Below are 14,128 nucleotides of genomic sequence, written 5' to 3'. Positions count from 1 at the left end.
TTTTCGCCGGACTCTACACAAGACACTTAAATGTGTTTGCTTGAGAACTCGTTTCATCTCTCGATGAAACATTTTAATTCAATTGTAAAAATTGAATTTACTAGTCAGCTTTCCAGATTGTTAAAGAGCATGTGTACTTCTCTACCTAAATAAATAGGTTTCGATATCCACTTTTTAAACACACTCACTTCTTTTTCAAGAAATGCGCTTAAAGAGTGGTGGAGCTATGCGGGATCGAACCGCAGACCTCCTGCGTGCAAGGCAGGCGCTCTCCCAGCTGAGCTATAGCCCCATCGAGGGTATTTCTGAGTTCTTTCTAAAAGAAAGAGTGGTGGGCGATACCGGGCTCGAACCAGTGACCCCCTCCTTGTAAGGGAGGTGCTCTCCCAACTGAGCTAATCGCCCTCCGTAGTTTTACATTTCCGAAGGAGGAAATGGTGGGTCGTGCAGGATTCGAACCTGCGACCAATTGATTAAAAGTCAACTGCTCTACCAACTGAGCTAACGACCCTTGGCGTCCCGTAGGGGAGTCGAACCCCTGTTACCGCCGTGAAAGGGCGGTGTCCTAGGCCTCTAGACGAACGGGACTAAGTGTTTCTATCCAAGTTGTTGGGCAACTTGAATGCTCTCTACATTTCGACCAAGCAATCTGTGTGGACACTGCATAAAACAGCAAGTCTTTAGGTAAGGAGGTGATCCAGCCCCAGGTTCCCCTAGGGCTACCTTGTTACGACTTCACCCCAGTCATGAACCACACCGTGGTAAACGCCCTCCCGAAGGTTAAGCTATCTACTTCTGGTGCAGCCCACTCCCATGGTGTGACGGGCGGTGTGTACAAGGCCCGGGAACGTATTCACCGTAGCATTCTGATCTACGATTACTAGCGATTCCGACTTCATGGAGTCGAGTTGCAGACTCCAATCCGGACTACGACGTACTTTGTGGGATTCGCTCACCATCGCTGGTTGGCAGCCCTCTGTATACGCCATTGTAGCACGTGTGTAGCCCTACTCGTAAGGGCCATGATGACTTGACGTCGTCCCCACCTTCCTCCGGTTTATCACCGGCAGTCTCCCTGGAGTTCCCGCCATTACGCGCTGGCAAACAAGGATAGGGGTTGCGCTCGTTGCGGGACTTAACCCAACATTTCACAACACGAGCTGACGACAGCCATGCAGCACCTGTCTCAGAGTTCCCGAAGGCACGAAACCATCTCTGGTAACTTCTCTGGATGTCAAGAGTAGGTAAGGTTCTTCGCGTTGCATCGAATTAAACCACATGCTCCACCGCTTGTGCGGGCCCCCGTCAATTCATTTGAGTTTTAATCTTGCGACCGTACTCCCCAGGCGGTCTACTTAACGCGTTAGCTCCGAAAGCCACGGCTCAAGGCCACAACCTCCAAGTAGACATCGTTTACGGCGTGGACTACCAGGGTATCTAATCCTGTTTGCTCCCCACGCTTTCGCATCTGAGCGTCAGTCTTTGTCCAGGGGGCCGCCTTCGCCACCGGTATTCCTTCAGATCTCTACGCATTTCACCGCTACACCTGAAATTCTACCCCCCTCTACAAGACTCTAGTCTGCCAGTTCAAAATGCTGTTCCGAGGTTGAGCCCCGGGCTTTCACATCTTGCTTAACAGACCGCCTGCATGCGCTTTACGCCCAGTAATTCCGATTAACGCTCGCACCCTCCGTATTACCGCGGCTGCTGGCACGGAGTTAGCCGGTGCTTCTTCTGTCGCTAACGTCAAGGCATGCAGCTATTAACTACACACCCTTCCTCACGACTGAAAGTACTTTACAACCCGAAGGCCTTCTTCATACACGCGGCATGGCTGCATCAGGGTTTCCCCCATTGTGCAATATTCCCCACTGCTGCCTCCCGTAGGAGTCTGGACCGTGTCTCAGTTCCAGTGTGGCTGATCATCCTCTCAGACCAGCTAGGGATCGTTGCCTTGGTGAGCCGTTACCCCACCAACAAGCTAATCCCACCTGGGCTAATCTTAGCGCGAGAGGCCCGAAGGTCCCCCTCTTTGGCCCGTAGGCATTATGCGGTATTAGCTATCGTTTCCAATAGTTATCCCCCACACTAAGGCATATTCCCAGGCATTACTCACCCGTCCGCCGCTCGCCGCCCTTAGCGTCCCCCGAAGGTTCAGCTAAGTCGCTGCCGCTCGACTTGCATGTGTTAGGCCTGCCGCCAGCGTTCAATCTGAGCCATGATCAAACTCTTCAATTAAAGTTTTGTTGTTCCTTTCGGAACGGCTCAATGAATACTGACTTCAAAACTGTTTCTTACCGAAGCAAGAAAGTAATTTTAAAGCTATTACCATTATTCTTTTCATATAGAGAAGAGAATGGTAATGAATTGACTGTGCCAAATAACCGTAGTTATTTGTATTGGTCACTCAGTTCATTGATAAATCTTTCGACTTAACTTTTTCACGAGTGCCCACACAGATTGCATGGTCAAATTGTTAAAGAACGTTGACTTTCAATGCCTTGGCGCGTTGCGCTTCAGCAAGTCAGGACGCGTATAATACGCTTCTCTGTTTTTAAGTCAAGATAAAATTTTCATCTTTTTAATCATTCGATTAAAGAGCAAAAACCTTATATTGACTCCGCTCACACCGTGTTCGGTAAGAGCGAAATAAAAGCCCGTTGTTGCCAACGGGCTCTCGTTTTCTGTCATCCACTTTTAAAAAAGTGAAATCAAAATTAGGAGCCTGGCGATGTCCTACTCTCACATGGGGAGACCCCACACTACCATCGGCGCTATTACGTTTCACTACTGAGTTCGGCATGGGATCAGGTGGGTCCATAATGCTATGGTCGCCAAGCAAATTCTGTTTTATTCACCGCCCAAAGGCGATAAATAGCAATCTGGGAAAGTTAACTAGTTGTTCTCAGCACCATTCAAGTGCTTCGTGGAGTCCATACCTACATGGATGTAGGCAATACTGATAATCGTCTTGGTCCGGCATTCCGGGAACGATTTCAGTGAAAAACCCCTTGGGTGTTGTATGGTTAAGCCTCACGGGCAATTAGTACAGGTTAGCTCAATGCCTCGCAGCACTTACACACCCTGCCTATCTACGTCGTAGTCTCCAACAACCCTTTAGGATACTTATAGTATCAGGGATGACTCATCTCAGGGCTCGCTTCGCGCTTAGATGCTTTCAGCGCTTATCGATTCCGAACTTAGCTACCGGGCAATGCCACTGGCGTGACAACCCGAACACCAGAGGTTCGTCCACTCCGGTCCTCTCGTACTAGGAGCAGCCCCCTTCAATCATCCAACGCCCACGGCAGATAGGGACCGAACTGTCTCACGACGTTCTAAACCCAGCTCGCGTACCACTTTAAATGGCGAACAGCCATACCCTTGGGACCGACTTCAGCCCCAGGATGTGATGAGCCGACATCGAGGTGCCAAACACCGCCGTCGATATGAACTCTTGGGCGGTATCAGCCTGTTATCCCCGGAGTACCTTTTATCCGTTGAGCGATGGCCCTTCCATTCAGAACCACCGGATCACTATGACCTGCTTTCGCACCTGCTCGAATTGTCATTCTCGCAGTCAAGCGGGCTTATGCCATTGCACTAACCTCACGATGTCCGACCGTGATTAGCCCACCTTCGTGCTCCTCCGTTACTCTTTGGGAGGAGACCGCCCCAGTCAAACTACCCACCAGGCACTGTCCGCACCCCCGATAAGGGGGCGACGTTAGAACATCAACACTACAAGGGTGGTATTTCAAGGACGGCTCCACCATATCTAGCGACATGGTTTCAAAGCCTCCCACCTATCCTACACATGTAGGGTCAATGTTCAGTGCCAAGCTGTAGTAAAGGTTCACGGGGTCTTTCCGTCTAGCCGCGGGTACACAGCATCTTCACTGCGATTTCAATTTCACTGAGTCTCGGGTGGAGACAGCGTGGCCATCATTACGCCATTCGTGCAGGTCGGAACTTACCCGACAAGGAATTTCGCTACCTTAGGACCGTTATAGTTACGGCCGCCGTTTACCGGGGCTTCGATCAAGAGCTTCGACCGAAGTCTAACCCCATCAATTAACCTTCCGGCACCGGGCAGGCGTCACACCGTATACGTCATCTTTCGATTTTGCACAGTGCTGTGTTTTTAATAAACAGTTGCAGCCACCTGGTATCTGCGACTCCCAGTAGCTCCATCCGCAAGGGACTTCACCGCCAGGAGCGTACCTTCTCCCGAAGTTACGGTACCATTTTGCCTAGTTCCTTCACCCGAGTTCTCTCAAGCGCCTTGGTATTCTCTACCTGATCACCTGTGTCGGTTTGGGGTACGATTGCTTACAACCTATCGCTTAGAGGCTTTTCCCGGAAGCATGGCATCAATGACTTCATCACCGTAGTGACTCGACATCGGGTCTCAGCCTTAAGTATTCCCGGATTTACCTAAGAATACAGCCTACACCCTTGAACCAGGACAACCGTCGCCTGGCCCACCTAGCCTTCTCCGTCCCCCCATCGCAGTTATAAGCAGTACAGGAATATTAACCTGTTTCCCATCGACTACGCCTTTCGGCCTCGCCTTAGGGGTCGACTTACCCTGCCCCGATTAACGTTGGACAGGAACCCTTGATCTTCCGGCGAGGGAGTTTTTCACTCCCTTTATCGTTACTCATGTCAGCATTCGCACTTCTGATACCTCCAGCAAACCTTACGATTCACCTTCAACGGCTTACAGAACGCTCCCCTACCCAATGCAGTAAACTGCATTGCCGCAGCTTCGGTGTATAGCTTAGCCCCGTTAAATCTTCCGCGCAGGCCGACTCGACCAGTGAGCTATTACGCTTTCTTTAAATGATGGCTGCTTCTAAGCCAACATCCTGGCTGTCTGAGCCTTCCCACATCGTTTCCCACTTAGCTATAACTTTGGGACCTTAGCTGGCGGTCTGGGTTGTTTCCCTCTCCACGACGGACGTTAGCACCCGCCGTGTGTCTCCCGGATAGTACTTACTGGTATTCGGAGTTTGCAAAGGGTTGGTAAGTCGGGATGACCCCCTAGCCTTAACAGTGCTCTACCCCCAGTAGTATTCGTCCGAGGCGCTACCTAAATAGCTTTCGGGGAGAACCAGCTATCTCCAGGTTTGATTGGCCTTTCACCCCTAGCCACAAGTCATCCGCTAATTTTTCAACATTAGTCGGTTCGGTCCTCCAGTAAGTGTTACCTCACCTTCAACCTGCCCATGGCTAGATCACCTGGTTTCGGGTCTAATCCTAGCAACTTATGCGCCCAGTTAAGACTCGGTTTCCCTACGGCTCCCCTATACGGTTAACCTTGCTACTAAAATTAAGTCGCTGACCCATTATACAAAAGGTACGCAGTCACACCACGAAGGTGCTCCTACTGCTTGTACGTACACGGTTTCAGGTTCTATTTCACTCCCCTCACAGGGGTTCTTTTCGCCTTTCCCTCACGGTACTGGTTCACTATCGGTCAGTCAGGAGTATTTAGCCTTGGAGGATGGTCCCCCCATGTTCAGACAGGATATCACGTGTCCCGTCCTACTCGATTTCACTAAAAGCGCGCTGTCGGCTACGGGGCTATCACCCTTTACTGCTGTGCTTTCCAGCACATTCGCCTAACATGCAACTAGCTTAAGGGCTAATCCGGTTTCGCTCGCCGCTACTGCCGGAATCTCGGTTGATTTCTGTTCCTCGGGGTACTTAGATGTTTCAGTTCCCCCGGTTCGCCTCGCTACGCTATGTATTCACGTAGCGATACTGGCTTATGCCAGTGGGTTTCCCCATTCGGAAATCCCAGTCTCAAGTGGCTTTTACTGCCTAAACTGGGCTTATCGCAAGTTAATACGTCCTTCATCGCCTCTGACTGCCAAGGCATCCACCGTGTACGCTTAGTCACTTAACCATACAACCCCAAGAGGTTTCGTATGTTCAAACAACCAAGGTTTGTGTCTCTCCTTCTCTACATGAAAGAGCAGGGAGACATTGGTTTTTCGCCGGACTCTACACAAGACACTTGAATGTGTTTGCTTGAGAACTCGTTCTTCATAAAGAAGAACATTTTAATTCAATTGTAAAAATTGAATTTACTAGTCAGCTTTCCAGATTGTTAAAGAACATGTGTTGACCTTCGAAAAGGTGTCCACTTTTTAAAAGTACTATATATCTCTGTCTTTCAAGAGAAGTACGTTTAAAGAGTGGTGGAGCTATGCGGGATCGAACCGCAGACCTCCTGCGTGCAAGGCAGGCGCTCTCCCAGCTGAGCTATAGCCCCAACGTATTAAAAAGACTGTCACACACTTTCTTTGGGAAGAAAGTGGTGGGTCTGAGTGGACTTGAACCACCGACCTCACCCTTATCAGGGGTGCGCTCTAACCACCTGAGCTACAGACCCAAGTCTTTTCACGTTCTTTTACATTTTAACCAGGCAATCTGTGTGGACACTGCATAAAACAGCAAGTCTTTAGGTAAGGAGGTGATCCAGCCCCAGGTTCCCCTAGGGCTACCTTGTTACGACTTCACCCCAGTCATGAACCACACCGTGGTAAACGCCCTCCCGAAGGTTAAGCTATCTACTTCTGGTGCAGCCCACTCCCATGGTGTGACGGGCGGTGTGTACAAGGCCCGGGAACGTATTCACCGTAGCATTCTGATCTACGATTACTAGCGATTCCGACTTCATGGAGTCGAGTTGCAGACTCCAATCCGGACTACGACGTACTTTGTGGGATTCGCTCACCATCGCTGGTTGGCAGCCCTCTGTATACGCCATTGTAGCACGTGTGTAGCCCTACTCGTAAGGGCCATGATGACTTGACGTCGTCCCCACCTTCCTCCGGTTTATCACCGGCAGTCTCCCTGGAGTTCCCGCCATTACGCGCTGGCAAACAAGGATAGGGGTTGCGCTCGTTGCGGGACTTAACCCAACATTTCACAACACGAGCTGACGACAGCCATGCAGCACCTGTCTCAGAGTTCCCGAAGGCACGAAACCATCTCTGGTAACTTCTCTGGATGTCAAGAGTAGGTAAGGTTCTTCGCGTTGCATCGAATTAAACCACATGCTCCACCGCTTGTGCGGGCCCCCGTCAATTCATTTGAGTTTTAATCTTGCGACCGTACTCCCCAGGCGGTCTACTTAACGCGTTAGCTCCGAAAGCCACGGCTCAAGGCCACAACCTCCAAGTAGACATCGTTTACGGCGTGGACTACCAGGGTATCTAATCCTGTTTGCTCCCCACGCTTTCGCATCTGAGCGTCAGTCTTTGTCCAGGGGGCCGCCTTCGCCACCGGTATTCCTTCAGATCTCTACGCATTTCACCGCTACACCTGAAATTCTACCCCCCTCTACAAGACTCTAGTCTGCCAGTTCAAAATGCTGTTCCGAGGTTGAGCCCCGGGCTTTCACATCTTGCTTAACAGACCGCCTGCATGCGCTTTACGCCCAGTAATTCCGATTAACGCTCGCACCCTCCGTATTACCGCGGCTGCTGGCACGGAGTTAGCCGGTGCTTCTTCTGTCGCTAACGTCAAGGCATGCAGCTATTAACTACACACCCTTCCTCACGACTGAAAGTACTTTACAACCCGAAGGCCTTCTTCATACACGCGGCATGGCTGCATCAGGGTTTCCCCCATTGTGCAATATTCCCCACTGCTGCCTCCCGTAGGAGTCTGGACCGTGTCTCAGTTCCAGTGTGGCTGATCATCCTCTCAGACCAGCTAGGGATCGTCGCCTTGGTGAGCCATTACCCCACCAACAAGCTAATCCCACCTGGGCTAATCTTAGCGCGAGAGGCCCGAAGGTCCCCCTCTTTGGCCCGTAGACATTATGCGGTATTAGCTATCGTTTCCAATAGTTATCCCCCACACTAAGGCATATTCCCAGGCATTACTCACCCGTCCGCCGCTCGCCGCCCAACAAATTCCCCGAAGGTTCAATGTTGTCGCTGCCGCTCGACTTGCATGTGTTAGGCCTGCCGCCAGCGTTCAATCTGAGCCATGATCAAACTCTTCAATTAAAGTTTTGTTGTTCCTTCCGGAACGGCTCAATGAATACTGATTGAGTTGCCATTACTAGAAGCTAGTAACGAGAACTCGAATTGACTGTGCCGCTTTCTTATTTTCACTTTCTAATAAAAAGTGAAACAAAAAAGCAATCGAACTATTTCTAGCTCTTGGTCACTCAGTTCATTGATAAATCTTTCGACTTAACTTTTTCACGAGTGCCCACACAGATTGCATGGTCAAATTGTTAAAGAACAATCCTTCAATGTGGAAAGCAATCACTTTTCAGTGTTTCGCTCTCTCATTGAAGAGGACGGTCATTCTAACGAATCAAGTTGTCGTGTCAAACACTTTTTACAACTCATTTCCTAGTTTTTTCATCCTTCCGATTAGATGCTTACTCCTTGCTAGAAGCAGCTCTCCGTGTCGGTGAGGCGGCATTATAGGGCGTTGTTTCAGGTTGGCAAGCAAAAATATAAAAAAAGCAAACGCCCGAACAATAAACACCCAACTAATGCATCTTTGCTTGCTTTAACGACAATAACCTTAATATATCTCCACCAGCGGCTTTAACCCGGCACCATTGTGGCTGAAAACAAAAAACGAAAAGCTCCTGAAGCATCGCCGATAGGTAGGCTTTTTGGATCCGGTTACACTCGGCTTTACCCGTTATCCATCGTAAGTATCCAGCCATGAGCGCCAATGGCTGTGTTTTAACAGCACTCGCGTGTTTATTTAAAATTTGCCTCATTGCATAAAGCCGCTTTTCCTGATCTCGGCTAATGGCGCCTTCCCTGTCTGAGGTGTAGTGGCAAAGCGGCCTATTTAGGACCCCTATCGAACCTTGCTGCGCCACTTTCAACCACAAATCCCAATCGGATGCTGACTGTAGCGTTGGATCAAACCCCCCAGCCATAATTAAAGAAGGTTTCTTAACCATGACCGTACTGGTACCTACTATATTCTCAGCAAAGATCGTCGGTGTGAAATTCGTAAATACACTTAACTGATGCTGCTCTTCCATGATCTTTTTAAATCGCGGCCAAAAGTTAAAGCACTCAATGATCGCTTCACCAGATTGAGATATATGCATATAGTCACTAAAGCTAAGTACCACTTCAGGATGCATAATGTGCAAAGCTAACTGGCGAGACAACTTCCCTTCCAACCAATAGTCATCAGCATCCAAAAATGCAATGAGCTCATGACTACAATGCTGAATTGCTAAATTTCTGGCATTTGACGCACCCGCTCGCTGCGTGAATATCACCTTGATATCGCCCTGCCGTTCTAACCACTCACGAGAACCATCGTTTGAACCATCATCAACGACAATTATTTCGGTTTTACAAGCTTGGTTCCGGATACTATCAATGGCCCGTGGCAGGGTAGAAAGACAATTATAATTCGGGATCACTACACTAATACTTGGCGTCTGTTCCATGTTAACTCTCCTTAAATCTAAAGAACCTACCTAATAAGCTCTGAGCCTATGCAAGCCCTAAGCCAACCAGTATTGGTCTCAACATTGGCACCAAAATTGGAAGGTAGGTGGTATTAGCAACACTATTTACCGAAGTAAGAGAGAGGGCGATAGGATGAAACAGATTGGTTATGTCATTCCTAGTTTTCCAACACTGTCAGAGACATTTGTTGGCGTTGAAATGCGAGCCATGATGGCTCTTGGCCACAAAGTAAAACCCTATGCCTTCAGCGCCAATGAACAGTTCCAACCTGCAGATGCTTACTTAAAAAAGCACTGCACTTACCTATCGGATGCACCCAAGTACCCGCTTCGCAATGTATGGAATGCCTATCGCTGCCATTCTTTCATTAGCAAGCAACAAGGCTTTGGCTATCTATCGCTATTGCGTCAAGGGCTACAGCTGGCATACCTGGCAGAAAAAGATCGCTGTGAACACCTCCATGCCCATTTTGCCTGGCACAGTGCAGCGACGGCGATTGTCGCAGCAAGAATACTGAATATTCCTGTCTCTTTTGTTGGCCATGGTGCAGATATCTATTCCGCTCCACAAGATCTACCGTGTAAATTGCAGGCTGCTGACTTTATCTGCGCCGTGACTAAAGAGATGCAAAACGAACTGCAACTTGCAACGGTGAAGCCGGTTTATCATATTCCTTGTGGCGTCCATGAACCCGACTACTCCCCTCTCACTCAGCCTTGGCGACCTCATAAAGACTTCCTTTTTATTGGTCGATTGGTTGAAAAAAAGGGGCTCGATACCGTTTTAACGGCCCTCAACCAACTAACGCCAGAAGCAACCTTAGATATTGTGGGAGATGGCCCTCTTCTTCCTGCACTAAAACAGAGGGTCAGTGAGCTGGGGCTAAGCCACCTGGTGACCTTCTTTGGCAGTCGGGAAACAAGTTGGTACCACCAACATGCCTGCAATTATAAAGCTCTCGTTGTACCGTTTACTGTTGCTCCTAACGGGGACAAAGATACCGGCCCTTTGGTTATAAAGGAGGCCATGGCCCTAGGGCTTCCCGTGATCACCAGTAATTTGTCAGGTTGTTGTGAGATCCTAGATAGAGAAAGCGGTTTTCAAGTTCCAATGGACGATCCTCACAGCCTGGCTACAGCGATGCAATACCACCTCACTCGCAGTCTTGCTGATCTGAATTTGCAACGAGCATATGCTTTCAACCGAGTGATGACCCTATTCACAGCCTCACGGCAAGCGAACTTGTTATCAGAGAAAGTGGAGGCGCTATGAAATCGCTCTCCACCATAGCTACGTATGCGATAGGCCTGATCCTCAGCAAACTCGTTGGTTTGATGTTACAGCCCTTTGTTACTCAGTGGCTGGGCACCGAAGAATATGGCCGCCTCGATGTGCTGGTGACATTTGCAATTTTTGTCTCACTCTTTCTAGCCCTCGGACTGACTGACGCTATCTATCGTTTTGCTCATGACGCACAACATAACCAGCAGGATATTGTTAGCGGTGCACTCTGGTTGATTTTGGCATTTGGCGGCACGCTGACCATACTTGCCCTTATCGTTGCCCCCTTAATCCACCAGCTTCTTCCTGGACAACCACCGCTGCTAGCCCTACGCTGCCTGATCATCACTCTATTTATCAATACCCTTTGCACCGTTCCATTCGCAATACTCCGGCTTAACAATCGTGCAGGATTATTTGTTTCTGCCCAAGTCTTGTTTGCCGTAGTTCAAGGTGGGGGGATTTTCTTACTCGCACCATCAATGGGGATCACCGGCATCATGCTTGCTGGCCTTGTCGCCCAGAGCCTCCAGTTACTACTGCTGTGCAAGGTATTTCCCTCACCCAAGCCCAGCCACCAGCAATTAATGCTACGTTATGGTTTTGCGATTACCTTTTCAGGCATGCTGGGGTTTATTACTCTCGGTGCTGAGCGCTGGGCTATCGCCCATTCCCTGAGCCTGACAGAGCTTGCACCTTATGCAATCGCCATACAATGGGCAATGGCAGCCAGTTTACTACTTGAGCCTTTTTCGCTTTGGTGGTTTCCCAAACGGTTTGCCTTGGTCAGCACAGGCGAACAGCGCCAACAAGCTGCCCTGATCAGTGTCACTGGCTGTCAGCTTGGCTGCCTTGTCACGGCTGGCGTGATCACTATCGGCCCTATTTTTCTTACCTACTGGTTACCTCAAGATTTCCAGGCCAGCGCTAATATCATTCCTCTGCTAGGTGTGATGCTGATGTTCAAGCATGCCAGTACACTGCTCAATATGGGCTGTTACCAGCAAAAAAAGGGGCAGAGTGTTATGATCATCAGCCTGATCAGCGCCGTCCTTTCCCTCACCCTATTGTTCTTGGTATTACCAAACCTGGGATTATATGCATTACTTTGGGGAGGCATTCTTTTACAGGTCATCCGGTTGTGCCTATTTTACATCTGGAGCCAACGCCGGTTAGCACTTCCCTATCCAATGCGTCGATTACTGTTCAGCTACGCCTTAATTACGATCCTCTTAATCGTCCACAACTGGAACATGCCCTTCTATGAAGCACTCCTGATCTTCATGCTGATCGTACAAGTCGGCTGGCCGTGGCTGAAAAAGCACAGACCTGTTTTTCTGGAATATAAATTGCCATGAGCCGACGCAATCAGCTGTTTCTTGCTTTCACCAGTACTTTCCTGATCTACCTTGCCTGGTTTCAGCAAGGTAACTTGGTGCTACTTGTTGGCGTCTTATTTGCGCTACCTTTTGTTATCAGTCAGGCTTTTTTAGTCTGCGTTGGCTTTATCATCTTTTCTTATTTTAGGATCCACGAAGCCTTCCCTCTTCTGATGCCCTTTCGGATTCCACAGCTTCTTGCCCTGGCGAGCCTAGCCGGACTAGGGTGGCAATTGTGGCTCAAACGCGAAACTATCACATGGCAAAACCTGCACACCCAACTAGTGATATTCAGTGTATGGGTACTGCTCTCCTGCCTGATGGCCAGCAACCGTGGCGAGGCCTTTGCCAACTTCAACGGCAACTTCATCAAAATTTTCATCATGGTTTTTGCCATTAGCTGGTTACCGACCAAGCTCTCCCAGCTAAAAGTCATCCCTGTCCTTCTACTGCTAAGCGGTCTATGTATCGGGTTGCTGGCGCTTTACAACAAAGCCAATGGTATCGGCCTTGTGGAAGGCACACGGGTAACCATCGGCCGAAATATTGGCTCTATGCTGGGCGATCCTAACGATCTGGCGCTGGTTCTTCAGTTTCCGGTCTCTTTTGCCCTGGCCTACACCTTTCATGGCCATATGTGGCAACGAGTGCTCACGGCAATCATTCTGCTAATTCTGCTCATGAGTGTGCTGGCAACCCAAAGCAGGGGCGGCTTACTGGGGATTTCGAGCGGGATCTTCGCGCTGACCTTATTAAAGAGCCGTTCTATCGTCATGCCTATTATTTTCAGCAGTATTGGACTGATTGCTTTGGTTTTATTTGCCGGGATCAGCGATCGGGCCTCTGGCGGGGCAGCCGAGTCGGGGGTCGACGAATCAGCAATGGGACGGATATATGCCTGGCAAGCAGCTATCAATATGGCGATATCCAACCCATTTACTGGTGTGGGACTGAATAACTTTTATTACAACTACTATTTCTATTCACCACACTGGGACGGTAAGAACCATGCCGTACACAGTACCTGGCTGCAAATCACGGCTGAAATGGGCTTTGCCGGGTTGGTACTGTTTCTGCTTATGGTTATTGGTGCCCTGAAAGTCAGTTACCGGCTACTAAAACGGCTGGAAAATCATGAGATGAAACCGCTAGCCCAAGGGCTCTGGCTTGGCATGTTGTCATTTTGCGTCAGTGGCACCTTTTTAACCCAAGGAACAACCTGGCCTCTCTACATCCTAATAGGCCTACTGCTGGCCTTAGATAGGTTAACGCTCATCCAGGAGGAAAAACATGCGCACCCTCATTAAACAACACCTCAACCCAAACCAGATTATTTCCCTCAAGTCACTACTGCAAAGAGCTCGAGCAAGCTACCTGCCTTGTATTCCCGTCCTACACACCTTGCTTTACCACCTGCACCTTGCAACCAAAAACACCATTCATTGCATTTTGCAAAAGTGTTATTTCACCCCAATGTTCATTTCCCGGCTTGAACAAAGTCCCCGTCAATTGCAGCTAGATTGCGGTATGCCACAAGTACTAGGCGAGCTAAAAATCAGCCTGGGAGAGCAATGCCGCCTCTCTGGTGTCTCGACGTTATGTGGAAGGGTATGGGGGGCACACCCCCCTCAATTAATTGTCGGCAACAACGTCGACATCGGTTGGCAGAACACCTTAGCTGTCGGGACTAAAATTCAGCTTGATGATAATGTCCGTCTCGCCGGTAAAGTCTTCCTGGCAGGTTTTCCCGGCCATCCCATGGATCCACATGCCCGCGCTATCGGCAAACCCGATACCGAACAGCAAATCGGGGATATTCATCTATGCAATGATGTTTGGCTCGGTACCGGAGTAATGGTAATGGCCGGTGTCACCATAGGTGCTGGCAGTGTCGTGGCTGCCGGAAGTGTCGTTACCAAAGATATTCCACCGGGCGTTCTCGCAGGCGGGAATCCGGCTCGCGTCATCAAAACACTGGAGTACTGA

General features: G+C 49.4%; 5 protein-coding genes, 6 tRNA genes and 4 rRNA genes. 4 read left to right on the top strand and 11 right to left on the bottom strand.

All coding sequences use genetic code 11. From position 1 onward, the window contains the following. Positions 1-216: 216 nt before the first annotated feature. From AC51G0_RS01635 to AC51G0_RS01585, 11 genes are all read right to left on the bottom strand, one after another. A tRNA-Ala gene (locus AC51G0_RS01635) sits at positions 217-292 on the bottom strand. Positions 293-329: 37 nt separating this feature from the next. Further along, positions 330-405, bottom strand: a tRNA-Val gene (locus AC51G0_RS01630). Between the two features lie 30 nt (positions 406-435). Then, positions 436-511, bottom strand: a tRNA-Lys gene (locus AC51G0_RS01625). A 1-nt stretch (position 512) separates the two neighbouring features. Next, positions 513-588: transfer RNA gene (locus tag AC51G0_RS01620), tRNA-Glu, on the bottom strand. Between the two features lie 97 nt (positions 589-685). Further along, positions 686-2,238, bottom strand: a 16S ribosomal RNA gene (locus tag AC51G0_RS01615). A gap of 485 nt (positions 2,239-2,723) precedes the next feature. Then, a 5S ribosomal RNA gene (gene rrf / locus AC51G0_RS01610) occupies positions 2,724-2,839 on the bottom strand. A gap of 183 nt (positions 2,840-3,022) precedes the next feature. After that, a 23S ribosomal RNA gene (locus tag AC51G0_RS01605) occupies positions 3,023-5,914 on the bottom strand. 293 nt (positions 5,915-6,207) lie between these two features. Beyond that, a tRNA-Ala gene (locus AC51G0_RS01600) sits at positions 6,208-6,283 on the bottom strand. Between the two features lie 43 nt (positions 6,284-6,326). Further along, positions 6,327-6,403 (bottom strand) — tRNA-Ile (locus tag AC51G0_RS01595). A 74-nt stretch (positions 6,404-6,477) separates the two neighbouring features. Next, positions 6,478-8,030: ribosomal RNA gene (locus AC51G0_RS01590) — 16S ribosomal RNA — on the bottom strand. Together the 16S, 23S and 5S rRNA genes with 6 tRNA genes alongside form the textbook arrangement of a ribosomal RNA operon. A gap of 497 nt (positions 8,031-8,527) precedes the next feature. Then, positions 8,528-9,460, bottom strand: coding sequence for a glycosyltransferase family 2 protein (locus tag AC51G0_RS01585; RefSeq protein ID WP_496300412.1), 933 nt, complete (start codon positions 9,458-9,460; stop codon positions 8,528-8,530). A 154-nt stretch (positions 9,461-9,614) separates the two neighbouring features. Between AC51G0_RS01585 and AC51G0_RS01580 the strand changes: the two genes are divergently transcribed. The 4 genes from AC51G0_RS01580 to AC51G0_RS01565 are packed head-to-tail and all read left to right on the top strand — an operon-like array spanning position 9,615 to position 14,128. Next, positions 9,615-10,754: a glycosyltransferase gene (locus tag AC51G0_RS01580; protein ID WP_496300411.1), complete on the top strand. Its 1,140-nt coding sequence runs from the start codon at positions 9,615-9,617 to the stop codon at positions 10,752-10,754. After that, positions 10,751-12,121, top strand: a complete 1,371-nt coding sequence (locus tag AC51G0_RS01575) for a lipopolysaccharide biosynthesis protein (protein ID WP_496300410.1) — start codon at positions 10,751-10,753, stop codon at positions 12,119-12,121. Before AC51G0_RS01580 ends, AC51G0_RS01575 begins: the two co-directional genes overlap by 4 nt. Then, positions 12,118-13,449: an O-antigen ligase family protein gene (locus tag AC51G0_RS01570; protein ID WP_496300409.1), complete on the top strand. Its 1,332-nt coding sequence runs from the start codon at positions 12,118-12,120 to the stop codon at positions 13,447-13,449. The genes AC51G0_RS01575 and AC51G0_RS01570 overlap by 4 nt, the downstream gene beginning before the upstream one ends. Continuing rightward, the gene (locus tag AC51G0_RS01565; RefSeq protein WP_496300408.1) at positions 13,433-14,128 is read left to right on the top strand and encodes an acyltransferase; all 696 of its coding nucleotides are present in this window, start codon (positions 13,433-13,435) and stop codon (positions 14,126-14,128) included. Before AC51G0_RS01570 ends, AC51G0_RS01565 begins: the two co-directional genes overlap by 17 nt.

Source organism: Photobacterium sp. HL06, from assembly GCF_059552575.1.
Note: the sequence above shows the minus strand (reverse complement) of the source record. Positions and strands in the feature narration are given on the sequence as shown.